We start from the raw sequence: 24375 nt of genomic DNA, 5'->3' as shown, positions 1-24375 counted from the left end.
ATGAGCACCTACACCGACCGCGCCGAGAAGAACATGGCCAAGTGCCTCGACACGCTCAAGGCCAACTTCGCACGCGTCCGCACCGGCCGCGCCAACGCGCAGATCCTCGCCCCGATCATGGTCGACTACTATGGCCAGCCCACGCCGATCACCCAGCTCGCCGGCATCAAGGTCCCCGAGGCCTCCATGCTCGTGGTGGAGCCGTGGGACAAGAGCGCCCTGCGCGCCATCGAGAAGGCCATCGAGAGCTCTGACCTCGGCATCACGCCTTCCAACGACGGCGTCTCGATCCGCCTGCCGTTCCCCAAGCCCACCGAGGAGCGCCGCCGCGAGCTCGTCAAGGAGTGCAAGGAGCTCGCCGAGGAGGCCCGCGTCTCCGTCCGCAACGTCCGTCGCGACGTCAACGGCAAGATCGAGCGCGACGAGGAGCTCTCCGACGACGAGCAGTCCCGCGAGAAGAAGGCTGTCCAGAAGGTCACCGACTCCTACGTCGCCAAGATCGACGAGCTGCTCAAGGCCAAGAGCGCCGAGGTGATGGAGATCTAGTGCGCCTCGACACCGAAAAGCTCCGCGCCTACTACTCCGACGCGCCCGAGGACATCTCCCTCGGCGACATCGACCTCGACCGCATCCCCGCGCACGTCTCGATCATCATGGACGGCAACGGACGCTGGGCCACGGCCCGCGGGCTCGACCGCTCGCGCGGGCACGTCGCCGGCGTCGACTCGCTGCGGGAGGCCGTGACCACGAGCGTGCGGCTCGGGCTCGACGCGCTCTCCGTCTACGCCTTCTCGACCGAGAACTGGAGGCGCCCCCAGCACGAGGTCGACCTGCTGATGCACCTGTTCGCGACGACGCTGGTGAAGGAGCTCCCGCTCTTCCACCAGGAGAACGTCCGCCTGCGCTTCCTCGGCGACATCGACGCGCTCCCCGAGCGCACGCGCACGGTCTTCCAGCGCGGCCTCGACGAGACAGCCGACCACGACGGCATGACCTTCGCGCTCGCGGTCAACTACGGCTCGCGTGCCGAGATCGCCCGCGCCGCGCGCCAGATCGCCCTCGAGGCGGCCCAGGGCCTGATCGACCCCGCGGGCGTCGACGAGCGCGCGGTGTCGGAGCGCCTCTACACCGCAGGCCTGCCCGACCCGGACCTGCTCATCCGCACCTCCGGCGAGATGCGCCTCTCCAACTACCTCCTGTGGCAGCTCGCCTACACCGAGTTCTACGTGACGCCCACCCTCTGGCCCGACTTCGACCGCTGGGAGTTCCTGAGGGCCGTCGCCGCCTTCCAGGGGCGCTCGCGCCGCTTCGGGGGAGTGGTGGCCTCATGACCAAGAGAGCCGACAAGAACGCCTCCGCCGGCCTCGACCGCCAGATCGAGCGCCTCGAGGACCGCCGCGCCTCGAAGGAGGAGGCGCGCGCCGCCGGGGACCTCAAGGGGCAGAAGGCCAGGAGCTCGGCCGAGCGCCTGCTCACCCGCACCATGTCGGGCGCGATCTACGCCCTGGCCACCCTCGTGTGCCTGTTCGTGGGACCGTTCACGACCACGGTCCTCATCGCCGCCGAGGCGTGGCTGTGCTGCTCCGAGTTCTTCCGCATCTGCCGCATGGGCGGCCGCATGCCCAACGAGGTCGTGGGCCTCGCCGCGGCGCTGCTGTTCCCGCTGGCCGCCTACGCCAACGGGCTTCTCGCCCTCACGCTTGTGATCTTCATGCTGCTCATGGCCTGCGCGGTCTGGTACGTCCTCACGCCGCGCGCCAACATCGCCGACGTCGCGGTCACCGCGTTCGGCCCCGTCTACACCTCGCTCGCCTTCTCGAGCGTCGTGCTCATCCGCGCCTCCGACGCCGGCCTCACCGGCGCGCTGCTCGCCCTCACCGTCATGCTCTCCATCTGGGGCAACGACGCCATGGCCTACTTCGTGGGCTCGGCGATCGGCGCGCACAAGCTCGCTCCGCGCATCTCGCCCAGCAAGAGCGTCGAGGGCTTCGTCGGCGGCCTCGTGGGCTCGGTGCTCGTGTGGGTGCTGGTGGCGCTGTTCTTGGTGCCGACCCTCGACGTCGCGCTCGCCGCGGGATGCGGTCTGGTCGTCGGCATCGCCGCCGTCTTTGGCGACCTCTTCGAGTCGCGCATCAAGCGCGGCGCGGGCGTCAAGGACTCCGGCAACCTCATCCCCGGGCACGGCGGGCTGCTCGACCGCAGCGACTCCATGCTCTTCGGCGGCATGGCCGCGTTCTTCCTGCTTCGCTTTGGAGGCATCCTGTGACAGAGATGAGCCGCGCCGGCGAGCCGGCGCGCCACGGCGAGCCGCTGCGCGTGGCCGTTCTCGGCTGCTCCGGCTCCATCGGCACCCAGACCCTCGACGTCTGCCGCCGCCACCCCGACAGGCTCCGCGTGGTCGCGCTCTCCGTGAGCTCCTCGACAGGCGCGCTCGTCGCCGCCGCCCGGGAGTTCGGCGCGGCCCACGTGGCCGTCGCCGACCCCGCCCACGCGGCCGACCCCGTGCTCGGGGAGCTTCCCGCGGGCTGCGCGCTCGGCAGCGGACCCGAGGCCGTCACCGAGCTCGCGACGCTGCCCGACGTCGACGTGGTGGTGAACGCCCTCGTGGGATTTGCCGGCATCCACGCCGGCCACGCCGCCCTTCTCGCCGGCAAGTCGCTCGCCTACGCCAACAAGGAGTCGATCGTGTGCGGGGGCGACCTGCTCATGCCGCTCGCGCGCCCGGGCAGGCTGCTGCCCGTCGACTCCGAGCACAGCGCCATCTTCCAGTGCCTGGTGGGGGAGAAGCCCGAGGACGTCGCGCGCATCTGGCTCACCTGCTCGGGCGGCCCCTTCTACGGCCGCACCAGAGACGAGCTCGCCCGCGTCACGGCCGCCGAGGCGCTCGCGCACCCCACCTGGACCATGGGCGCCAAAATCACGATCGACTGCTCGACCCTCATGAACAAGGGCCTCGAGGTCATCGAGGCGCACCACCTCTTCGACCAGCCAGTCGACGCCATCCGCGTCCTCGTGCACCGCCAGAGCAAGATCCACTCGATGGTCGAGTTCGTCGACGGGGTCGTCAAGGCCCAGCTCGGCAGCTCGGACATGCGCGCGCCGATCCAGTACGCGCTCAGCTACCCCGAGCGCTGGGAGGCCACGGCGCGCCGCGTGGACTGGTGCGCGGAGGACCCCTTCACGTTTGGCGAGGCCGACGAGCGGGCCTTTGGCTGCCTCGCGCTCGCCCGCGAGGCGGGGCGTGCCGGCGGCACGCTGCCCTGCGCGATGAACGCCGCCAACGAGGTCGCCAACGCCGCCTTCCGCGAAGGTTTGTGCTCTTTCCTCGACATCGAGCGCGTCGTCGCCGCCGTCATGGGACGCACGCCCGTCGAGCGGGTAGAGTCGGTCTCGCAGCTCGACGAGGTGGACGCACGCGCCCGAGAGCTGGCCCGCGCCGAGCTCATGGAGGTTCGCATTTGACCGCGCTCATCGGCTTTCTCTCAGCCGTCTTCTGGGGGCTTCTGGTCCTCTCCGCCCTCGTCTTCGTCCACGAGGGCGGCCACTACCTCGCCGCCCGCGCCCTGCGCGTGCGCGCGACCGAGTTCTTCCTCGGCCTGCCCTGCCCGCTCAAGCTCTCTCGCAAGAGCCGCTCGGTGGGCACCGAGTTTGGCGTGACGCCTATCCTTCTTGGCGGCTACACCCGCATCTGCGGCATGGAGGGCACAGACGACGAGCTGCTCGCGCCCGCCCTCGACCTCGTCACCAGGCGGGGCCGCGTGCGCGCCGAAGAGGTCGCCGAGGAGCTCGGCTGCGACGTCGACCGCGCCTACGACCTGCTCGCCACCCTGAGCGACTGGGCCGCGATCCGCCCCTACTACGACGCCGAGCTCGGCGAGAAGCCCTCCCAGAGCACCTGGCCCGCCGCCTTCGAGACGACCCCGCGCGACGGCGCCCACCTCACCGAGTACGACCGGGGCCACGACTTCGCGCTGCCCGGCTCCACCGCCGCCGGCCAGCCCCACGACACCGGCATGACGCCGGAGGAGTTCCTCGCCCACGAGCGCTCGCGCACCTACCTCGGCGTGGGCGCGCTCAAGCGCATCGTCATGCTGGTGGCCGGCCCGCTCGTCAACATCGTCCTCGCCTTTGCGATCATCACCTGCTCGTACATGGTGCGCGAGTTCAGCTACGTTCCCGACGTGAGCGTCATCGGCGGCGTCGAGCAGGGCACCCCCGCCGAGGCCGCCGGCCTTGCCGCCGGCGACCAGATCACCGCCGTCGGCGACACCGAGGTCAGTACCTGGAACGGTCTCGTCGAGGCGCTCGAGCCCTATCTTTCGAGCGGCACCGACTTCGAGCTCACCTTCGAGCGCGACGGCCAGCAGCGCACGACCCTCGTCGACCTGCCGGACGGCGAGGCGACCGAGCTCTTTGGCATCCTCTCCTCGGTGGCGAGCTATCGCCTGACGCCCGCCCAGGCCGTCCAGGCCACCTTCGACTACACCGGCCAGGTCGCCTCCTACGTGGCGCAGCTGCTCAACCCGAGCCACACGATGGAGGTCCTCGACCAGTCGAGCTCGGTCGTCGGCATCTCGGCGATGGCCTCCGAGGCGGCCTCCGAGAGCCTCTCCTCGCTTTTGATCCTCGCCGCGGCGCTCTCGATGTCGCTCGGCTTCATGAACCTCATCCCCGTGCCGCCCTTCGACGGGGGCAAGATCTTGATCGAGCTCATCCAGCTCGTCATCAGGCGCCCGCTGCCCCAGCGCGTCCAGCTCGGCCTGAGCTACGTCGGCGTGGCCTTCATGCTCTTCGTCTTTGTCGTCGTCCTCAAAAACGACCTCGTCCGCTTTGTGATCGGCTAGGTGATTCCATGAGCGAGAACAATGCGCGCCCCGCGCCGCGCGAGCTGACGCGCCGGGTCATGGTGGGGGAGGTCCCCGTGGGCGGGGGCGCCCCCGTCTCGGTCCAGTCCATGTGCACGACGCCCACCTCCGACGCCCAGGCCACGCTCGAGCAGATCGGCCGGCTCGCGGAGGCGGGCTGCGAGATCGTGCGCGTGGCCGTCCCCGACGCCGGCGCGCTCGACGGCTTCGAGCGCATCTGCGCCGACTCCCCGCTGCCCGTGGTCGCCGACATCCACTTCGACCATCTCCTCGCCATCGAGGCCTGCCGGCGCGGGGCCGCGGCGCTGCGCGTCAACCCCGGCAACATCGGCAGCTGGGACCGCGTCGACGCGGTCATCGACGAGGCGGGGCAGGCGGGCATCCCCATCCGCATCGGCGTCAACGCCGGCTCGCTCGACCCCGCCTACGCCGAGCGGCCCGACCTCACGCAGGTCGAGAAGCTCGTGGGCTCCGCCTCCTCGTTCGTCGCGCACTTCCGCGAGCGCGGCTTCCGCGACATCGTGCTCTCCGCCAAGGCCCACGGCGTCCCCACGACCGTCGAGGTCAACCGCGCCCTCTCCCGCGAGTTGCCCGACGTCCCGCTCCACATCGGCGTCACCGAGGCCGGCACCGCCCGCCAGGGCACCGTCAAGAACGCCGCCGCCGTCGGAGCCCTGCTCATGGAGGGCATCGGCGACACCATGCGCCTCTCGCTCACGGCCGACCCGGTCGAGGAGGTCCACGTGGCCTGGGACCTGCTCTCCGCCGTGGGGCTGCGCCGCCTGCGCCCCGAGCTCGTGAGCTGCCCCACCTGCGGCCGCTGCCAGTGGGACCTCATGGGCGTCGCCGCCGAGGTCGAGCGGCGCCTGGCCGGCGTGCGCGCGCCCATCACCGTGGCCGTCATGGGCTGCGTGGTGAACGGCCCCGGCGAGGCCAAGGGCGCCGACATCGGCCTCGCGGGCGGCCGCGGGAAGGCGGTGCTGTTCGCCGCGGGCGAGAAGATCCGCACCGTCGATGAGGCGGACGCCGTCGACGAGCTCTTCGCCGAGATCGAGCGGCGCTTCACCTAGAACGCCCGGCCCAGCGGTGGCCGCATATGCCCCGGCGCTCAGACAGCTTGCCGAGAAGGACGCTCGGCAAGAACTCGCGGCGGGACATATGCGGTCGCCGCTGGGCCTACGTCAACCGAGCGCAACTATCGATGGCGTGACGTCTTGGCCGCCTGCCCGGCGGGGCCAACCCCCGCCGCGAGTTCCGCAGCGAGCGAGGACTGTCCGAGCGCCGGGGGTTGGCCCCGCCGGGCAGGCGGAGGTTGAGTTGCGGCCTCGACCGTTCTTCTCGGCCGTATGTCGTAGAATCATGGGCGTTGCACGTTGAACAGAAGGGATACGCACGTGAAGCGTTATCAGAAGATGTCCCAGCTCTACGCCCCCACGCTCAAGGAGGACCCCGCCGAGGCCGAGCTCGCGAGCCATCGCCTGCTGCTGCGCGCCGGCATGATCCGCAAGACGGCCGCCGGCCTCTACAGCTACCTGCCGCTCGCCTGGCGCTCGATCCGCAAGATCGAGGCAGTCATCCGCGACGAGATGGAGGGCATCGGCGCCCAGGAGATGATGGTGCCCATCCTCACGCCCGCCGAGCTCTGGCACGAGTCCGGGCGCTGGGACGCCTACGGCCCCGAGCTCATGCGCATCGCCGACCGCCACGGCCGCGAGTTCGCCCTCGGCCCCACGCACGAGGAGACCTTCACCGACCTCGTGAAGAACGAGCTGCGCTCCTACAAGCAGCTGCCCTGCACGCTCTACCAGATCCAGGACAAGTTCCGTGACGAGATGCGCCCGCGCTTTGGCCTCATGCGCGGCCGTGAGTTCATCATGAAGGACGCCTACAGCTTCTCCGCGACGCAGGAGTCGCTGCAGGAGTGCTACGAGCAGGAGAAGGCCGCCTACGCCCGCATCGCCGAGCGCTGCGGCATCTACGCGCTGCCCGTCGTGGCCGACTCCGGCCAGATCGGCGGCGACACCTCCGTCGAGTTCATGGCGCTCGCCGACTCCGGCGAGGCCGAGCTCGTCTACTGCGACTGCGGCTTCGCGGCCGACGTCGAGGCCGCCGCGACCAAGGTCCCCGTGACCGAGGGTCCCGGCGACGGCACGCTCGAGAAGGTCCACACCCCGGGCCTCGGCAGCATCGAGGACGTGGCCGCGTTCTTCGGCTTCCCCGAGAACGGCACGCGCAAGTCGCTCGCGCTCGTGGCCGAGGACGGCACGAGCGTCGTCGCCATCGTCCCCGGCGACCACGAGCTCAACGAGATCAAGGCGGGCAAGCTCTTTGGCGCCTACCACCTCATGAGCGACGAGGAGCTCGAGCTCGCCGGCCTGCACAAGGGCTTCATCGGGCCCGTGGGCCTGCCTGTGGGCGTGCGCCTGGTCTGCGACGAGTCGCTGCGCGAGAGCGTGTCGTGGACCTGCGGCGCCAACGAGGTCGACTACCACTTCACGGGCGCCCGTCCGGGCCGCGACTTTGAGGTCGACGAGTGGGCCGACCTCGTGAGCGTGAAGGCCGGCGACCCCTGCCCGCACTGCGGCGCGGCCCTCAAGAGCGCCCGCGGCATCGAGATCTCGCAGGTCTTCCAGCTCGGCACCAAGTACTCCGAGTCCATGGGAGCCACCTTCGCCGACGAGGACGGCGTCGAGCGTCCCTTCCTCATGGGCTGCTACGGCATCGGCGTCTCCCGCACGCTGGCCGCCGTCGTGGAGCAGCACAACGACGAGCACGGCATCTGCTGGCCCGTCTGCGTGGCGCCCTACGAGGTCGAGGTCGTGCCGCTGGCCGTGGGCGACGACGTGGTGGCCCCGGTGGCCGAGAAGGTCGTGGAGGAGCTCTCCGCCGCCGAGATCGAGGTGCTTCTCGACGACCGCAAGGAGCGCCCGGGCGTCAAGTTCGCCGACGCCGACCTCATCGGCATCCCGTACCAGGTGATCCTGGGCAAGCGAGGCGTCGCCGCTGGCATGGCCGAGGTCAAGGTCCGCGAGACCGGCGAGCGCCTCGACGTGCCGATGGACGAGCTCGTCTCCTGGATCTCCGAGCGCGTCGTCCCCGCCCGCGCCTAAGCCGTGACCCCGCGTGCCCCGGCCCCTCTCGCCGGGGCACTCTTGTATCGAAAGGACGTCCCATGACCTACTCAGAGCTCGCGGCCGCCGCGCGCGGCAACATCGGGCCCCACTGCCGCGCGTGCCCCGTCTGCGACGGGCGCGCGTGCGCCGGCGTCATGCCAGGACCTGGCGACAAGGGCGTCGGGCGCGTGGCGCACCGCAACTGGGAGGCCTGGCAGGCCCTGCGCGTGAACATGGACACGCTGCACGAGACCTTCTCCGCGGATACGCGCGCCACGGTGCTCGGGCGCGAGCTCTCGCTGCCGGTGATGGTCGGCCCCGTGGGCGACGTCCAGCGCCACTATGGCGAGAGGTACGACACCGTGGGCTACAACCGCTGCGTGCTCGAGGCGGCGGCCGCCGAGGGCACGCTCGCCTGGACCGGCGACGGCCTCGACGCCTCCATCATGACCGAGGCGTGCGGCTTGGTGGGCTCGCTTGGCGGCGCCGGCGTCCCCACGGTCAAGCCCTGGGACGACGCCACGCTCTCGCGCAAGCTCGACGAGGCGCTCTCGGCGCGCCCCGCCGCCGTCGCCATGGACATCGACGCCGCGGGCCTGCCCTTCCTGCGCGGCCAGCAGCCGCCAGCGGGCGCCAAGTCGGCCGACCAGATCGCGCGGGTCGCCGCGCGCTGCCACGACGCGGGCGCGCGCTTCGTGCTCAAGGGCGTCATGACTGAGCGTGCCGCGCTCCGGGCGGCGGATGCCGGCGTGGACGCGATCGTGGTCTCCAACCACGGCGGCCGCGTCCTGGACGGCACGCCCGCCACGGCCGAGGTCCTTGCGGGCATCGTCGACGCCGCGGGCGAGGGGGTCGAGGTGCTCGTGGACGGCGGAATCCGCAGCGGCCTCGACGTCTTCCGCGCGCTCGCGCTGGGCGCCCGCGGCTGCCTCGTCTGCCGCCCCTTCGTGGTGGCCACCTTTGGCGGGGGAGAGGACGGCGTGCGCGCCTACCTCCGCGAGCTGCGCTCCGAGCTCGCCGACGCCATGGAGATGTGCGGCGCGTCCTCCGTGGCACGGATCTCGCGCGAGATGCTCTGGGGGTAGGGGAGGCGCGGGCGCCCGGCGACGCCGCGACAAAATCAAAATTGGGGGTTGACCGCATCGCTCACTCTGGTAATATTCTCTTCGCACCAACGCACGGGGATATAGCTCAGTTGGGAGAGCGCGTGACTGGCAGTCACGAGGTCAGGGGTTCGAACCCCCTTATCTCCACCATGAAATTGCTGGCGGCGGCTTCGGTCGCCGCCTTTTTCATATCACGGGCTCATGGCGCAACGGTTAGCGCAGGGGACTCATAATCCCTGGGTTGCAGGTTCGAATCCTGCTGGGCCCACCAAAAGACCAGCTCAGAGGCCATTCGGGTCTCTGAGCTTTTTTGCGCGTCACGACGTCGCCGCGTGCGCGGCGCCTTGCGAAATCGTCACCTGCCGATAAGGGCGAGCCCTGTCGGCCGCGCCTTCGGCACCGTACAATGGAACAAGCAAAGGGAGGTGCGAGGCCATGAGAGCGGTTCTGAGGGTCGTTCGGCGCGTTCTTCTCGTCCTTGTCGCCATCGGCGCCGTCGCGGCCGCCATCGTGGCCGTGCGGGGCTATGCGCTCTATCGAGACGTCCTTGCCGAGCGGCCTGTCGAGGAGGCGGTCGAGGAGGCGCGCTCGGCGGAGGGCTACGTCCGCGTCGAGGAGCTCCCCGACTTCTACCTGAGGGCGGTCGTGGCCATCGAGGACCACCGCTTCTACGAGCACCCCGGCTTCGACGTCATAGCCATCTGCCGCGCCGCCTGGCACGACCTCACCACGCTCTCGCTCGAGCAGGGCGGCTCCACGATCACCCAGCAGCTCGCAAAGAACCTCTTCCTCACGCAGGAGAAGGACTTCAGCCGCAAGGTGGCGGAGGTCCTTCTCGCCCTCGACCTCGAGGCGTCGTACGAGAAGGGCGAGATCCTGGAGCTCTACGTCAACACCTCGTACTTCGGCGACGGCCGCACGGGCATCGGGCCGGCCGCCCGCGGGTACCTGGGCAAGGAGCCGTCCCAGATGACCGAGGGCGAGTGCGCCCTGATGGCAGGGCTGCCCAACGCGCCGAGCGCGCTCTCCGCGGACCCCGCGCTCGCGTGGGCCCGCGCGGAGCTGGTCCTCGCCCAGATGGAGCGGTACGGCCTGGCGTGAGGCGCGGCGGCGGACCGCGCGCGGACGGCGGCTAGGCGCTCAGGTACCAGCGGAAGTCCCAGGCGGCGAGCTCGAAGGTCTGGAACTCGGCCGCGGCGCCGGCGACGAGGTCCTCGTACATGGCCCGCGTGGGCATCCAGAGCGTCCGGTCCTCGCCCGAGAAGTTGAAGACGGCGTCGAGGGTCTTCTCGCCCGCGCGGCGGCGGATCCACAGGACGGCCGGGTCGCTGTAGTCGACGATCGTGACCTCCGCGCCGGCGTCGAAGACCTCCTGCGCGCGACGGACGGCCTCGAGCGCGCGGAGCGCGGAGAAGACGCGCGCCTGCACCGTGCCCGGCTCGTCGGCCCGGTCGACGAGCGACCAGTCGAAGCGGCCGCGGTGGATGTAGCGGGAGTCCTCCGCGCGCTCGGGGTCGTCCTTGTAGGAGTAGTCGTTGACCTGGGCGACCTCGTCACCGCTGTAGACAATAGGGAGCCCAGACTGGGCGAGCAGGTAGGCGTGCAGCGTCACGTCCTTGCGCACGGCCACCTCCATGGCCGCCTCGTCGCCCTCGAAGCCCGCCGCCTCGACGCCGCACATGGAGGCCGTGGTCGCGCAGAAGCGCGCGTCGCCCGTCACGGGGTCCGCGTTGTAGAGCTCGCCGCGGCTCGTGCTGCCGGGCTCGAGGCCCTGGAAGTAGCGGTTGAGGTAGGCCTTGTGCGGGACCTCCTGCATGCCCCAGGTCGAGAGCGTCGCGTAGTCGAGGCCCCAGCCGATGTCGTCGTGGCAGCGCAGGTAGTTGAGGAAGGTGTACTCGCGCGGCAGGCCGCAGACGGCCTCGAGCTGGCCGCGAAGCAGGCGCGTGTCCTGGCAGGCCACGGCGTTCCAGGTGGTCGCCATCGTGGTCACGTTGTAGAGCATGTGGCACTCGGGCTTCTCGACGGTGCCAAAGTAAGGGACCACCTCGACGGGCGCCATGACGACCTCGCCCAGCAGCACGATGCCCGGGCACACGATCTCGCCGATCATGCGCATCATGCGCACGATGGTGTGGACCTGCGGGAGGTTGCGGCAGTTGGTGCCGAGCTGCTTCCAGATGTAGGGGACGGCGTCGATGCGGATGATGTCCATGCCCTGGTTGGCCAGGTAGAGGAAGTTGTACATCATCTCGTTGAAGACGCGCGGGTTGCGGTAGTTGAGGTCCCACTGGTAGGGATAGAACTGGGTCATCACGCTCTGGCCGAGCTCGGGGAGGTACGTGAAGTGGCCGGGCGCGGTGGTGGGGAAGACCTGGGGGACGTCGCGCGTGTACCGGTCGATGACGCCCTGGTCGCTCACGAAGAAGTAGCGGCTCATGTACTCGCCCTCGCCGGCGCGGGCGCGGCGCGCCCACTCGTGCTCGTCGGAGGTGTGGTTCATGACGAAGTCCATGCAGAGGCTGATGCCGCGGCCGTGGCACTTCCTCGCGAGGCGGGAGAGGTCCTCCATCGTGCCGAGCACGGGCTTCACGCGGCGAAAGTCGCTGACCGCATATCCGCCGTCGGAGCGGCTTCTGTCCGCGGGCGTGTCGAGAAACGGCATGAGGTGCAGGTAGTTGACGCCCACGCGCTCGAGATAGTCGAGGCGATCCTCGACGCCTTTGAGGTTGCCGGCGAAGTTGTCGACGTACATCTGCATGCCAAGCAGGTCGCGGCTGCGATACCACGCGCCCTGCGCCTCGCGCTCGGCGTCGAGGGCGCGCAGGGCGTCGGGGCGCTCGTCGTAGAAGCGGCGCAGCTGGCTCACGAGCTCGCCGAACATGTCCGCGTTGTCGTAGAGCTCCATGTAGAGCCAGCGAAGCTCGTCGTGGTGACGACGCAGGCGACGGAGAAAGACCTCGTCGGCGGAGGTCGCGTCCGGGGTGTTCTTTCTTGGCATCCTCTCGGCCCCTCTCTCAGGTCCCGGAGTGTGGGAACGTTATCATATCGGGCACATTCTATGACGCGGCGCCCGGCTGCGGGCGATGTTTTCCCCGAGCGGGCGGAGACGGGGTGGGAACGTTCTCTTATCGCTTCCGCGGGGCAGGCGGGGGCGGCGCATGCGTTCTGTGGCGCGCACGAGGCCTTGATGCGGCGCCCTCCGCGCGAGCGCGTTGCGTTGTAGGCAGTTTTTTGCGGGACACCGAAGTACTACCGGCGACATGCCATTTCAGTACCTGCCATTTTGTCGTGGCCCGGGCAGCCCATACGAGAGGAGTTCCCAAAAACGACCTACAACCGCGGATGAGCCCGCGCGAGCGCATGGACATTGCCGCCGAGGCGCCGGGGCATGAGACGAAAAAGGCCGTCGGGCACCTGCCCGACGGCCTGATCTGTCATGGTGGAGATAAGGGGGTTCGAACCCCTGACCTCGTGACTGCCAGTCACGCGCTCTCCCAACTGAGCTATATCCCCAATGGTGGGCGATGCTGGATTCGAACCAGCGACCCCTTCCGTGTGAAGGAAGTGCTCTACCCCTGAGCCAATCGCCCTTGCTTGCGCTAGAGCATCTTATCAGAACTCGCACCGCATGGCACGACTTTTTTTGAAATCACGACAAACCGGGATGATTGCGGCGAAGGCCAAGCGCCGGCGCCCGTCGAGGGACCCTATCGTCCCGTGATCGCGCGACGCAGCATCATGACGTAGGCCTCGCCGCCCTCGGGACGAAGGTGCGTGCCGTCAGCCCAGAAGTACTCGTCGTGGCCGGCGCTCTCGCCGTACCAGTCGATGATCTGGACGTTGTCGTAGGTTGCCGCGACGTCGCGGAAGAGCTGGTTGTTCATGTCCTGGTACGCCTGCGGCACGCGCACCGTCACCAGATAGACCTTCTTGTCCGGGCCCGCCGCGTCGATGAGCGCCCGGACCTGGTCCTCGCGCGCCACGCCGTTGTTGCCCAGGGCAAAGACCACCACGTCGGCGCCGTGCCCGTCGGCCACGCACTGGTTGTAGACCTCAAGCCCCACGGGCAGCTGCCTGCCCACGGCCGAGTCGATCCAGCCGTTGGGGAAGACGCGCTGGAACTGCGTCGCCGCGCCGAGCGACACCGAGTCGCCGACGAGCAGCACGCCGGCGTCAGTGGCGCCGGTCTCGACGTCGACGTCGTAGTTGAGGCGGTTGATCGTGTCCACCGCCGAGGCGAAGCCGGTCCCCGCGAGATAGGTCCCCGAGACGTCATACCCATCGGTCTCGGGGTTGAACTGCACCACCTGAGACTCGGCGCCCTGCTCGGCGGTGGGGACGCCGGTCTGCTCCGCTGAGATGGGCGCGAGCGAGACCACGATCACCGCGAGCAGCGCGGCGGCCTCGGCCACGAGCGCCGGGCGCGCCTGGCCGAGCAGCATCGGCGCGCCCACGCCGCGCTCGACCACGCGGAACGTGAGCTCGGACACCACGACGATGACGAGCAGCTCCAGGACCCAGCCCCACCACGGCAGCTCGGTCGTGCGGGTGGCGGGGTTCATGATGAGCAGCAGCGGGTAGTGCCAGAGGTACACGGCAAACCCGCGCGCGCCGGCAAGCGCGAGCGGCCGGGCTCCGACGATCCGGGCAAGCAGGCTCGAGGGGCGCGCGAGCGAGCCGATCAAGATGCCCGAGAGCACGGCGGCGAGGAAGATCCCCCCGCGATAGGCGAACTCGGAGTAGCCGTTCAGGAGCACCATCATCGCGCCGAGGCCCGCCACGGAGCCGAGCGCGGCGAGCTCGAAGACCCAGCCGGGCACCGTGCGCCGCGCGGCGCGCCGACCCTGGGAGGGCAGCGCGATCTCCCAGCCGCGGCCGCGCGTCATGAGCGCGACGAGCGCTCCCACGAGCAGCTCCGCGGCGCGCGTGTCCGGCCCGTAGTAGATGCGGTTGGTGTCCCCGGCGGGGTCGTAGAGCACCGCCATCGCCACCGCCGAGGCGACGGCCAGCACGGCGACCACGCGCTCGGCCGTGACGCGCCGGCGCGCCACGCGCGTGAGCAGGAACAGCAGCAGCGGCCACACGAGGTAGAACTGCATCGTCACGCCCACGAACCACAGGTGCGTGAGCGGGGAGGGGAGGCCCGCCGCGGCAAAGTAGGAGACGTTGCGCACGATGTAGTAGATGTTCTCGAAGAACAGCAGTGCGGGCACCGCGTCGCTTTTCACCTTGGGGAGCAGCGCGGGCGAGAAGATCGCGGCGAGCACCGCCACGGCCCCCACGACGACGAGCATCGAGGGCAGCAGCCTCCGCACGCGCCCGATGACGTAGCGCGGGTAGTCGAGACCGCCGTCGCGCGCGATCATGCGCTCGAGGGAGAGCGTCGTGAGGTAGCCCGTGAGGACGAAGAAGACGGTCACGCCGAAGTAGCCGCCCGGGAGCCACGTGGGGTTGGCGTGGTAGATCACGATGGCAGCGATGGCGATGAGCCTCAGCCCGTCAAGGGCGGGGACCTTCCTGGTGGTTGGCATTGCGTGGTACCTCGGTTGTGTCGTGGCGCTCGGCCGCGGGATTTTCTCGTCCCATTCTAGCGTCCCCGGGGGCCGCGAACGCCAAGCCAACGCCAAGTTGACAATCGCACCACGAGCGAGCCGCCGCCCGCCGGGGAGCGCCCGGGCAGCCCCGCGCAAGACGGCGCCGGCAGCTGGGAAGATTGTGAGATGCCAAACGGCCGCGGGCTCGGGCGCCGCCTCGCCTATACTGAGTTGGTTTGTACGAAGAAGAGCCAGGGAAGACGCACGTGATAGCACTCGCAGACAAGATCACCAAGTCCTTTGGCGGCCGGGTCCTGTACTCGGGCGCCACGCTGCAGCTCAACGCCCACGAGCGCTGGGCCCTCGTGGGCCCCAACGGCGCGGGCAAGACCACGCTGCTCAAGATCATCATGGGGGAGGAGAGCGCCGACGAGGGCACCGTGAGCTTCGCGCGCGACGCCACGATCGGCTACCTCGAGCAGGAGACCCACCTCGCCGGGCAGAAGAGCGCCCTTGCCGAGGTCGTCGACTCCGCGCACGAGGTGAAGGAGGTCGAGCGGCAGGTGGCCGAGCTCGAGCGGCAGATCTCGTCCACCGCCCCCGGCCCCGAGCTCGACGCGCTGCTCGAGCGCTACGGCCACGCCCAGGACCGCTTCGAGCGCCTGGGCGGCTACGAGCTCGAGAGCCGCGCGCGCCAGATCCTGGCGGGCCTGGGCTTTCCCGTCGAGGACTTCGACAAGCCCGCCTGCGACTTCTCCGGCGGCTGGCAGATGCGCATCGCCCTCTCCAAGCTGCTGCTTCGTCACCCCGACCTGCTGCTTCTGGACGAGCCCACCAACCACCTCGACCTCGAGAGCGTCAAGTGGCTCGAGCAGTTCCTCGCGGGCTACGACGGCGCCGTGCTTCTCGTCTCGCACGACCGCGCCTTCATGGACGCCTGCGTCTCCCACGTGGCGGCCGTCGAGAACCGCCGCATCACGACCTACGCCGGCAACTACTCGAGCTACCTCAGGCAGCGCGAGGACAACCTCGAGCAGATGCGCGCCAAGCGCGCCGCCCAGGAGCGCGAGATCGCGCACATGCAGGTCTTCGTCGACAAGTTCCGCTACAAGCCCACCAAGGCCGCCCAGGCCCAGGAGCGCATGAAGAAGATCGAGCAGATCAAAAGCGAGCTCGTGATCTTGCCGGAGGGTACCAAGAAGGTGCACTTCTCGTTCCCCGAGCCGCCGCGCACCGGAGACGAGGTCATCAAGCTCGAGGGCGTCGCCAAGTCCTTTGGCGAGAACCACGTCTACTCGGACGTCGACCTCACGCTCTACCGCGGCGACCACGTGGTGCTCGTGGGCCCCAACGGCGCGGGCAAGTCCACGCTCATGAAGCTCATGAACGCCCAGCTCGCGCCCGACGCGGGCAGCGTGTCCCTGGGCAAGAGCGTCACGATGGCCTACTACGCCCAGCACCAGCTCGAGCAGCTGAACGAGGCCAACACCGTCCTCGGCGAGATGGACACCGTCGCGGCGGGCTGGACCACCTCCGAGGAGCGCCGCCTGCTCGGCGCCTTCCTGTTCCACGGTGACGACGTCGAGAAGCGCGTGAGCGTGCTCTCCGGCGGCGAGCGGGCGCGCCTGGCGCTCGCCAAGATGCTCGTGGCCCCCGACCCGCTGCTGCTGCTCGACGAGCCCACCAACCACCTGGACATCGACTCGGTGGACGTGCTCGAGCGCGCCCTGGTGGACTTTGCCGGCACGATCGTGCTCATCTCCCACGACGAGCACCTCGTCCGCGCCGTGGCCAACAAGGTCGTTGACGTGCGCGACCACAAGGTCACCGTCTACGACGGCGACTACGACTACTACCTCTTCAAGCGCGCCGAGCTCGAGGGCCGCGCCGCGGAGCAGCAGGCCGCCCAGGCCCAGGCGCCGGCCCGCCCGGGCGCGCCCGCTGCGGACGCGCCCCAGGCCCCGGGCGGCCGCAACGTCAAGACGCGCGAGCAGCGCCGTGCCGAGGCCGAGGAGCGCAACCGCAGGAACCGCGCCCTCAAGGCCGAGCGCGACCGCCTCAAGCAGGTCGAGGCCGCGCTCGAGCCCGCGCAGGCCCGCCTCGCGGAGCTCGAGGCGCTCATGGCGACCGAGGAGCTCTACGCGGACGCCAGGCGCTTCGACGAGTGCATGACCGAGTACACCGCGCTCTCGAAGAAGGTTCCCGCGCTCGAGCAGGAGTGGCTCGAGCTCACCGAGAAGATCGAGGGGGCCCTCGATGCGTAGCGCCCCCGCACGGCGGCAGGGCTCCCCGGCCGCGGCCGCCCTGCGCGTCGCCGGCCTGGCGCTGAGCGTCGCCGCGTGGGTCCTCGCCCTGCTCGTCGTGGCCGACGCCGTCCTGCCCGCCGGCGCGCGCACCTACCTGCTCGGCCTCAACGGCGCGGTGACGCGCCTGGTGCCGGGGGCGCTCTCGGGCCTCTTCGTCTTCCAGACGCCCCTCGGGGGCGCCTTCCGCGGCGACTTCGCCGCTCTTGCTATAGTGTTGCTCGTGCTCGACTGCATCTTGAGCCGCGCGTCCGCCTCGCTGCGCCGTGGTTGACGCTGGCGTCAGACGACATTGCCAATGTTGACGCTGGCGTCTGACGACATTGTCAACCCGCGTCGTCAGCCTAAGAAGCGCCCGAAGAAGGAGGGGTATGCCAACCACGCTCGAGGGGCTCGTCTCGGTCGCCGTGACCGTCGCCCTCGTCATGCTCTCCGCCATGGTCCACGAGGTGGCCCACGGCTTCGTGGCTCACCTGTGCGGCGACGACACCGCCAAGGAGGCCGGGCGCCTCACGCTCGACCCGCGCGCCCACCTCGACCCGCTCGGCTCGGTGCTGCTGCCGCTCATGATGGCGCTTCTCGGCGGACCGGTCTTCGCCTTCGCCCGCCCCGTGCCCTACAACCCCTACCGCCTGCGCAAGCCCCGCCGCGACGAGCTGCTCGTGGCGCTCGCGGGCCCGGCGTCCAACCTGCTCCAGGCGCTTCTCGGCACCGCGGTCTTTGGCGCGCTGCTCGCGGGAGGGCTGGGCTCTGCGGCCTATGCCGACGGCCCCGCGTGGTGGGTGCTCGACGGCCTTCTCACCTACGTCTACGTCAACCTCGTGCTGTGCTTCTTCAACCTCATCCCGCTGCCGCCGCTCGACGGCTCCAAGGTGATCCTCTACTTCCTCAAGGGCCCTGCGCGCCAGAAGTACTACGAGCTGCAGAACTACTCGATGGCCATCCTGCTCGCGGCGCTCTACGTGCTGCCGGGCCTGCTGAGGGTGGACCCGCTCGGCGCCTACCTGGGCGCCACGGCCGGGCGGCTCTACGCGGCCCTGATCGGGGCGGTGCTCTGACGATGTCCTACCGCGTCCGCACCCAGGCCTACTCGGGGCCCTTCGACCTGCTCCTCACGCTCGTGAGCAGGCAGAAGGTGACCATCGGGTCCATCTCGATCTCGGAGGTCGCCAACCAGTACCTCGAGGAGGTCGACCGCATGGGCGAGATCGACCTCGACGTGGCGAGCGACTTCGTCCTGGTCGCCTCGACGCTGCTCGACATCAAGGCGGCCTCGCTCGTCCCGGAGGAGCCCCTCGCGCGCCCCTCGGTCGACGACGAGGAAGACCTCGACCTCGAGGGGCTCACGCCCGAGGAGGCCCGCGAGGTGCTCGTCGCGCGACTGATCGCCTACAAGCAGTTCCGCGGCGCCGCCGCGGCGCTCGCCGCGCGCGGAGAGGCAGAGGGGCGCATGCACCCGAGGACCGTGGGCGCCGACCCCGAGTTCCTCGGCCTCATGCCCGACTACCTCGAGGGGATCACGCTGCGCAGCCTCGCCGTCATCTGCGCCGACATCGACAGCCGCCGGGAGACCTTCCTGCTCGAGGCCGAGCACGTGGCGCCCAGGCGGCTCCCCGTCGCGCTCACCATCGCCTCCGTCGACCGCCTCGTGCGCGGTCGCGGGCGCCTGTGCTTCTCGGACCTCGTCGATGACGACGACCCGCCCGAGGCGGTGGTGGCCAACTTCCTCGCCATCCTCGAGCTCTACAAGCGCGGGCTGGTGAGCGTGCGCCAGGACGAGCTCTTCGGCGACATCGAGATCGCGCACGTCGAGGGGGCCGACCCCTACGAGCTTGACGACTCGGTCCTCGCGGAGCTGCGCGAGGACTTTGGCGAGGACCCGCTCGACATCGGGACGCAGGAGGAAGGAAGCCTCTCATGACCGACCTGGACCGCCTGGACTCGGGATCTCTCAAGGGCCTGCTCGAGGCCCTGCTGCTCGTCTCGGACGACGCCGTCAGCGCGCCCGACCTCGCGCGCGCCTGCGACGCGACGCCCGGCGAGGTCGCCTCGGCCCTCGCCGAGCTCTCCGCCGAGTACGCCGACGCCGAGCGCGGCTTCCAGCTGCGCGAGGTCGCCGGAGGGTGGCGCCTGTTCACCCACCCCGCCCATCACGACCGCGTGGCCGACTACGTGATGAGCTGGGACACGCGCCGCCTCTCGCAGGCCGCCCTCGAGACGCTCGCCGTCATCGCCTACCACCAGCCGGTCACGCGCGAGGGCGTCCGCGCGATCCGCGGCGTCAACTCCGACGGCGTGATCGCCTCCCTGCGCGAGAAGGGCCTCGTCCGCGAGGTCGGGCGCGCCTCGGACCGCGGGCAGGCGCAGCTCTGGGGCACCACGCGCCTGTTCCTCGAGCACTTTGGGCTGAGGAGCATCCGCGAGCTGCCGCCGCTCGAGGACTTCGCGCCAGACGAGGAGTCGCGCCGCTTCATCCGCGAGCGCCTCTCGGGGCGCTCCGTGGGCCCGCTGATCGAGGAAGAGGACGCGCCCGGCCTCGACGCCGAGGCCTCGCTTGAGGCTGAGGTCGAGGCTTCGCCTGAGGCTGAGGCCGAGGTCGAGACTTGGGCTCAAGTCGAGATCGAGACTTTCGCGGACGCCGAGGTCAAGGCCGCCGAGAAGGACGGCGAGGCCCATGAGTGACCCCCTCCGCCCGGACGGGCTCTACCCCATGCGGCTCCAGCGCTTCCTCGCCCGCGCGGGCGTCGCGAGCCGGCGCGGCTCCGAGCGCCTCATGACCGCCGGGCGCGTGCGAGTGAACGGCCAGGTGGTGACCGAGCTCGGCAGCAAGGTCGACCCCGCGCGCGACGTGGTGACCGTCGACGGGCGGCCCGCCCGCATCGAGGAGCGCCCGCGCCACCTCATGCTCTACAAGCCCGCGGGGTGCCTCACCACCATGAGCGACCCCCACGGACGCCCCACCGTCGCGGACCTCGTGCCCTGCGACGAGGCGCCCGGTCTCTACCCGGTGGGCAGGCTCGACCTCGACACCACGGGCCTTTTGCTGTTCACCACGAGCGGGGACCTCGGCCAGGCGCTGCTGCACCCCTCCCGGCACGTGACCAAGCACTACGTGGCCCTGGTCTCGGGCACCCCCGACGAGCGCGACCTCGAGCGGCTGCGCCGCGGCGTCGAGCTCGAGAACGAGGGCGTGAGCGCCCCCGCGCGCGCCGAGCTGCTCTCGCCCGGCGACCCGCTCTTCTCGGTGGTGGCGCCGCGCGGGCCGGGGCGGACCGGCGGGGGAGAGCGCAACGCCGTGGTGGGGCTCACCATCCACGAGGGGCGCAAGCACCAGGTCAAGAAGATGATGCAGGCCGTGGGGCACAAGGTCTTGCGGCTGCACCGGGACGCCTTCGGGCCGCTCAGGCTCACGCGTCTCGTCGAGGGCGCGTGGCGCGACCTCGACGAGGCCGAGGTAGCCGCGCTCGAGGCGCTCGTGAGCAGATAGGAGTGCGCATGATCGTTGCCATCGACGGGCCCTCGGGCTCCGGGAAGTCCTCCGTCGCGCGGGAGGTCGCCCGCCGCTGCGGCCTCACCTACCTCGACACCGGGGCGATGTATCGCTCCGTGGCCCACGCCTGCCTGGAGCGCGGCGTGGACCCGGCGGACGACGCGGCCACGGCCGAGGTCGCCCGCGGGCTCGCGATCGAGTTTCTCCCCGACGGCGAGGGCCAGCGCGTGATCGCGGGCGGCGAGGACGTCACGGCGCAGATCCGCACGCCCGAGGTCGAGCGCGCCGTCTCGCCCGTCTCGGCCAACCCCGCCGTGCGCGAGGCCATGGTCGCCGCGCAGCGCCGCTTCGGCGAGACCGGCGACGTCATCGCCGAGGGGCGCGACATCGGCACCGTCGTGTTCCCGGCGGCCGACGTCAAGGTCTTTCTCAGCGCCTCGCCCGAGGCCCGCGCGCGGCGTCGTGCGGTGCAGCGCGGCGGGGGGGACCTCGCCCGCGGCGTGGGCGCCGACGTCGACGCAAAGGAGGAGCGCGCCGTCCTCGAGGCCCTCGTGAGGCGCGACGCCTACGACTCCTCCCGCGCCGCCTCGCCGCTTCGCCCGGCCGCCGACGCCGCCCGCATCGACTCCTCGGAGCTTCCCTTCGAGGAGGTCGTCCGGGCCGTGATCGCGCTTTCGCCCGAGCTTTCCGCCCGCGCCGAGAGGGGGCAGCGATGACCGAGAAGAACGAGCCCCAGGGCGCCCCCGCCTCCCAGGGCCGCATGCGCGCCTTTGCCGGCAACACCCTCGACGACTACTACGACCACGCGCTGAGCGAGCACCCGCTGCCGGGGCGCCTGTTCATCGGCGCCGTCGTGAACATCCTGTGGGTCGTCACGCGCATCCTGTGGCCCTGGAGGATCGAGCACGCCGAGCGCCTGCTCGCCGACCCCCGCGGCCGCGTGGTCATCATGAACCACCAGTCCATGCTCGACCCGGTGATCGTGGTCGTCACGATGTGGCGCGCCGGCGTCCCGGTGCGCATCGTCTACAAGAGCGACTTCGACCGCATTCGCCCGGCCGCCTGGCTCTTCTCGCGCGCCGGCGGCTTTCCCGTGGAGCGCGGCACGGCCGACATGAGGACCGTGCGCCGCGCCCGCACGATGCTCATGCGCGGGGAGTGCGTGCTCATCTACCCCGAGGGCACCCGCATCCGGAGCGACGCCGACGAGAAGCCCCACGGCGGCTACGCCATCATGGCCCAGCTCGCCAAGGCGCCCGTGCAGCCCGTCGCCATGATCGGCGCCCGGCGCCTGCGCCCGCGCAGCCGGGTGTTCGTCGACGTGGGCGAGCCGATAGAGTGGTCAGAGCTCTCCTCCGAGAAGCGCAAGGAGCAGCTCGCCGAGATGGAGCGCGAGGGCATGCGACGCGTCTACGAGCTGCGCGACGAGCTTCGCCGCGAGCACCCGGGGGTCGAGTAGCCATGGTCGAGATCCGCGTGGCGAGCGAGGCGGGCGCCTGCTACGGCGTGGAGCGCGCGCTCCAGATGGTCGAGGCCGCCGCCGACGAGCGAGCGGGGCGCGTCCACACGCTCGGCCCGCTCATCCACAACCCGCGCGTGGTGGCCGGCCTCGAGGAGCGCGGCGTCACGGTGGTCTCCTCGCCCGAAGAGGCGGCCGGCGACGCCCTCCTGCTGCGCACCCACGGCGTCACGCCGGACGAGGAGGCGCGGGCGCGGTCCCTCTGCTCGCGCGTGCTCGACGCCACCTGCCCCTTCGTGAAGAAGGTCCACCTCGCCGCCGAGCGGCTCTCCACCGAGGGCTACCAGGTCGTGGTGGTGGGGGAGGCGGGTCATCCCGAGGTGGAGGCGACCCTGCCCCACGCGCCGGGGGCCGTCGTGATCGGGTCGGCCGCGGAGGCCGCCGCGCTGCCGCACGCCCGCAAGGTCGGCGTGGTGGTGCAGACCACCGCGCGCCGCGCCCTTCTCGCCGAGGTCGTGGGGGAGCTTCTGGGCGTGGCCGAGGAGGTGCGCGTGGTCAACACCATCTGCGAGGCCACGGCGGGGCACCAGGCCGCGGCCGACGAGCTCGCCCGCGAGGCCGACGTCATGGTCGTCATCGGCGGGCGAAACTCCGCCAACACCACGCGCCTGGCCGAGATCTCCGCCGCCCGCTGCCCGCGGACGCACCACGTGGAGGGCGCCGACGAGCTTTGTCCCTCGTGGTTCGAGGGCGCGCGGGTCATCGGCATCACCGCGGGCGCGTCCACGCCCGCGAGCCAGATCGAGGCCGTCCGCGGGCGCATCGCCGAGCTGGCGGGGGAGTAGGGCGCGCCGAGAAGCGCCTCGACGCGAGGGCGCGAGCCCGTCCCTGTGGCACAATGGCGGCGAGAGAAACGCGACCCGAAAGGACCTCATGGCTGAGCAGAAGCGCGCCGACTACGCGTCGACCAGGCCCCAGGCCACGGGCGCCTGGGTCGCCTCGGTCGAGGAGGGCAGCCCCGCCTGGGAGGCCGGCATCGAGCCCGGCATGCGCGTCGAGCGCGTGAACGGCGTGGTTCCGCGCGACCTCATCGACTGGCGCTGGGAGGCCGACGGCGGAACCTGCGAGCTCGAGGTCTTTGACCCGCGCGACGGCACCACGACGCCCTGCGAGCTCTGGCGCGAGCCCGGCCAGGACTGGGGTGTCGACTTCACCGACGTGCTCTTCGACGGCATCCGCACCTGCGTGAACGCCTGCCAGTTCTGCTTCATGGCGATGCTTCCGCCCGAGGCGCGCGCCACGCTCACCCTGCGCGACGACGACTACCGCCTGTCCTTTCTCCAGGGCAACTTCGTGACGCTCACCAACGTCTCCGACGAGGAGGCCGAGCGCATCGTGACCTGCGGCCTCTCGCCGATGAACGTCTCCATCCACGCCATCACGCCCGAGGTGCGCCGCTCGCTCATCGGCCGGCACGCCGACCGCGGCATCGAGGTCCTCGAGCGCCTGCTCGCAGGCGGCGTCGAGGTGCACGCGCAGATCGTCCTGTGCCCCGGCATCAACGACGGCGACGAGCTCCGCGCCACCCTCGACTGGGTCGAGGCGCGCCCGGGCATCACCTCGCTCGCCATCGTCCCGCTCGGCTACACCAAGCACAGCCGCCGCTTCAAGAGCTCCTACTCGGACGACCCCGAGGCGTCGCGCGCGGTCGTCCGCCTGCTCGAGCCCTATCAGGAGCGGGCGAGAAGGACACTCGGCATCACGCGCTTCCAGCTCTCCGACGAGTTCTACGTCGACGCGCGCCTGCCCGTCCCCCCTGCCGAGACCTACGACGGCTACCCGCAGTTCTACGACGGCATCGGCATGCTGCGGAGCTTCCTCGACGAGACCGCGCTCGTGGCGAGCGAGCGCGCCGGCGACCTCGCCCGCATAGGCGCGACCCTTGCCGAGAAGGACCTCGTCGCCGAGCTCGTCTGCGGCGAGGCCGCCCGCGAGACCATCGACGGGCTCTGCGCGCTCGCCTCGCCCGAGGGCCGGCTCCGCACGCGCGCGATCCGCAACGACTACTTCGGCGGAGACGTCAACGTGACGGGGCTCATCGTGAGCGAGGACTTGCTCGCCCAGCTCCCGGCCGACCTCGCGGGCACGCTCGTCGTCCTTCCCGAGGTGATGTTCAACTTTGACAGGCTCACCCTCGACGGAGACTCGCAGGGGCGCATCCTCGAGGAGCTCCGCCGCCGCGGGGCCCTCACGGCCGTCAGCGTCCCCAACCCCGGCGACTACCTCGACGCCCTTCTCGCCGCCCTCGATCTGTAACGCGCCCGACGCGGGCGGCCGATTATGCAACAGCAGCTCGTCGCGGCGCTGCCAGCGTCCGCCGCGAGTTCTTGGCGAGCGTCCTTCTCGCCAAGCTGTCCGAGCGCCGGATGCAGGCAGCGCCGCGACGAGCGGACGACCCGTGGATTTCTCGCGCTCACAGGCCAAAACCAACCGCTCATGGTAAGA

Annotated in this window: 21 protein-coding genes and 4 tRNA genes; 21 read left to right on the top strand and 4 right to left on the bottom strand. The window is 70.6% G+C overall.

What is annotated here, in order from left to right; translation table 11 throughout:
• The 11 genes from frr to B5F85_RS05145 all read left to right on the top strand — a co-directional run bounded on the left by frr (position 1) and on the right by B5F85_RS05145 (position 10185).
• Positions 1 to 546, top strand: a complete 546-nt coding sequence (gene frr / locus B5F85_RS05195) for a ribosome recycling factor (RefSeq protein WP_087315066.1) — start codon at positions 1 to 3, stop codon at positions 544 to 546.
• Positions 546 to 1331 carry a polyprenyl diphosphate synthase gene (uppS, locus tag B5F85_RS05190; RefSeq protein ID WP_087315064.1) on the top strand — a complete coding sequence of 262 codons (786 nt, stop codon included), beginning with the start codon at positions 546 to 548 and terminating at the stop codon, positions 1329 to 1331. The genes frr and uppS overlap by 1 nt, the downstream gene beginning before the upstream one ends.
• Positions 1328 to 2266 (top strand): phosphatidate cytidylyltransferase, encoded by a 939-nt coding sequence (locus B5F85_RS05185; protein WP_087315062.1) that lies wholly within the window; start codon positions 1328 to 1330, stop codon positions 2264 to 2266. The genes uppS and B5F85_RS05185 overlap by 4 nt, the downstream gene beginning before the upstream one ends.
• Positions 2267 to 2271: 5 nt before the next feature.
• Positions 2272 to 3462: a 1-deoxy-D-xylulose-5-phosphate reductoisomerase gene (gene dxr, locus B5F85_RS05180; protein WP_087315253.1), complete on the top strand. Its 1191-nt coding sequence runs from the start codon at positions 2272 to 2274 to the stop codon at positions 3460 to 3462.
• Positions 3459 to 4844, top strand: a complete 1386-nt coding sequence (locus tag B5F85_RS05175; protein WP_087315061.1) for a site-2 protease family protein — start codon at positions 3459 to 3461, stop codon at positions 4842 to 4844. Before dxr ends, B5F85_RS05175 begins: the two co-directional genes overlap by 4 nt.
• Before the next feature lie 8 nt (positions 4845 to 4852).
• Positions 4853 to 5935 (top strand): flavodoxin-dependent (E)-4-hydroxy-3-methylbut-2-enyl-diphosphate synthase, encoded by a 1083-nt coding sequence (ispG, locus tag B5F85_RS05170; RefSeq protein WP_087315059.1) that lies wholly within the window; start codon positions 4853 to 4855, stop codon positions 5933 to 5935.
• A 342-nt stretch (positions 5936 to 6277) separates the two neighbouring features.
• Positions 6278 to 7975: a proline--tRNA ligase gene (locus B5F85_RS05165; RefSeq protein WP_087315251.1), complete on the top strand. Its 1698-nt coding sequence runs from the start codon at positions 6278 to 6280 to the stop codon at positions 7973 to 7975.
• Positions 7976 to 8037: 62 nt separating this feature from the next.
• Positions 8038 to 9063: an alpha-hydroxy-acid oxidizing protein gene (locus B5F85_RS05160; RefSeq protein ID WP_087315057.1), complete on the top strand. Its 1026-nt coding sequence runs from the start codon at positions 8038 to 8040 to the stop codon at positions 9061 to 9063.
• A gap of 95 nt (positions 9064 to 9158) precedes the next feature.
• Positions 9159 to 9234 (top strand) — tRNA-Ala (locus B5F85_RS05155).
• A gap of 45 nt (positions 9235 to 9279) precedes the next feature.
• Positions 9280 to 9355: transfer RNA gene (locus B5F85_RS05150), tRNA-Ile, on the top strand.
• A gap of 164 nt (positions 9356 to 9519) precedes the next feature.
• Positions 9520 to 10185 carry a biosynthetic peptidoglycan transglycosylase gene (locus B5F85_RS05145; RefSeq protein ID WP_087315055.1) on the top strand — a complete coding sequence of 222 codons (666 nt, stop codon included), beginning with the start codon at positions 9520 to 9522 and terminating at the stop codon, positions 10183 to 10185.
• A 31-nt stretch (positions 10186 to 10216) separates the two neighbouring features.
• Here B5F85_RS05145 and B5F85_RS05140 read toward each other — a convergent pair whose 3' ends face one another.
• The 4 genes from B5F85_RS05140 to B5F85_RS05125 all read right to left on the bottom strand — a co-directional run bounded on the left by B5F85_RS05140 (position 10217) and on the right by B5F85_RS05125 (position 14615).
• Complete coding sequence (locus B5F85_RS05140) at positions 10217 to 12082, bottom strand: alpha-amylase family protein (protein ID WP_087315053.1); 1866 nt, start codon at positions 12080 to 12082, stop codon at positions 10217 to 10219.
• 439 nt (positions 12083 to 12521) lie between these two features.
• Positions 12522 to 12597 (bottom strand) — tRNA-Ala (locus B5F85_RS05135).
• Positions 12598 to 12599: 2 nt separating this feature from the next.
• Positions 12600 to 12674, bottom strand: a tRNA-Val gene (locus B5F85_RS05130).
• A gap of 117 nt (positions 12675 to 12791) precedes the next feature.
• Entirely contained in the window at positions 12792 to 14615 is a 1824-nt protein-coding gene (locus B5F85_RS05125) for an acyltransferase family protein (protein ID WP_087315051.1), read from the bottom strand.
• Between the two features lie 269 nt (positions 14616 to 14884).
• Here B5F85_RS05125 and B5F85_RS05120 point away from each other — a divergent pair, with 269 nt between their 5' ends.
• From B5F85_RS05120 to B5F85_RS05075, 10 genes are all read left to right on the top strand, one after another.
• On the top strand, positions 14885 to 16882 hold the full coding sequence (locus tag B5F85_RS05120; protein WP_087315049.1) for an ABC-F family ATP-binding cassette domain-containing protein: 1998 nt from the start codon (positions 14885 to 14887) through the stop codon (positions 16880 to 16882).
• Positions 16875 to 17195 carry a hypothetical protein gene (locus B5F85_RS05115; RefSeq protein WP_087315047.1) on the top strand — a complete coding sequence of 107 codons (321 nt, stop codon included), beginning with the start codon at positions 16875 to 16877 and terminating at the stop codon, positions 17193 to 17195. Before B5F85_RS05120 ends, B5F85_RS05115 begins: the two co-directional genes overlap by 8 nt.
• 97 nt (positions 17196 to 17292) lie before the next feature.
• Positions 17293 to 17979, top strand: a complete 687-nt coding sequence (locus B5F85_RS05110; protein ID WP_087315045.1) for a site-2 protease family protein — start codon at positions 17293 to 17295, stop codon at positions 17977 to 17979.
• A gap of 2 nt (positions 17980 to 17981) precedes the next feature.
• Entirely contained in the window at positions 17982 to 18842 is an 861-nt protein-coding gene (locus B5F85_RS05105; protein ID WP_087315043.1) for a ScpA family protein, read from the top strand.
• Positions 18839 to 19603 (top strand): SMC-Scp complex subunit ScpB, encoded by a 765-nt coding sequence (scpB, locus tag B5F85_RS05100; RefSeq protein WP_087315041.1) that lies wholly within the window; start codon positions 18839 to 18841, stop codon positions 19601 to 19603. The genes B5F85_RS05105 and scpB overlap by 4 nt, the downstream gene beginning before the upstream one ends.
• Positions 19596 to 20408: a pseudouridine synthase gene (locus tag B5F85_RS05095; RefSeq protein WP_087315039.1), complete on the top strand. Its 813-nt coding sequence runs from the start codon at positions 19596 to 19598 to the stop codon at positions 20406 to 20408. Before scpB ends, B5F85_RS05095 begins: the two co-directional genes overlap by 8 nt.
• Before the next feature lie 8 nt (positions 20409 to 20416).
• Complete coding sequence (gene cmk / locus B5F85_RS05090; protein ID WP_087315037.1) at positions 20417 to 21127, top strand: (d)CMP kinase; 711 nt, start codon at positions 20417 to 20419, stop codon at positions 21125 to 21127.
• Positions 21124 to 21870 (top strand): lysophospholipid acyltransferase family protein, encoded by a 747-nt coding sequence (locus tag B5F85_RS05085; RefSeq protein WP_087315035.1) that lies wholly within the window; start codon positions 21124 to 21126, stop codon positions 21868 to 21870. The genes cmk and B5F85_RS05085 overlap by 4 nt, the downstream gene beginning before the upstream one ends.
• 2 nt (positions 21871 to 21872) lie before the next feature.
• Positions 21873 to 22715 (top strand): 4-hydroxy-3-methylbut-2-enyl diphosphate reductase, encoded by an 843-nt coding sequence (gene ispH / locus B5F85_RS05080; protein ID WP_087315033.1) that lies wholly within the window; start codon positions 21873 to 21875, stop codon positions 22713 to 22715.
• 88 nt (positions 22716 to 22803) lie between these two features.
• Positions 22804 to 24186 carry a DUF512 domain-containing protein gene (locus tag B5F85_RS05075; protein WP_087315031.1) on the top strand — a complete coding sequence of 461 codons (1383 nt, stop codon included), beginning with the start codon at positions 22804 to 22806 and terminating at the stop codon, positions 24184 to 24186.
• Positions 24187 to 24375 lie beyond the last annotated feature (189 nt).

The organism is Olsenella sp. An293 (assembly GCF_002159495.1).
GTDB lineage: Bacteria > Actinomycetota > Coriobacteriia > Coriobacteriales > Atopobiaceae > Thermophilibacter.
The sequence above is the reverse complement of the archived record's forward strand: the minus strand, read 5'-3'. Positions and strand labels throughout refer to the sequence as shown.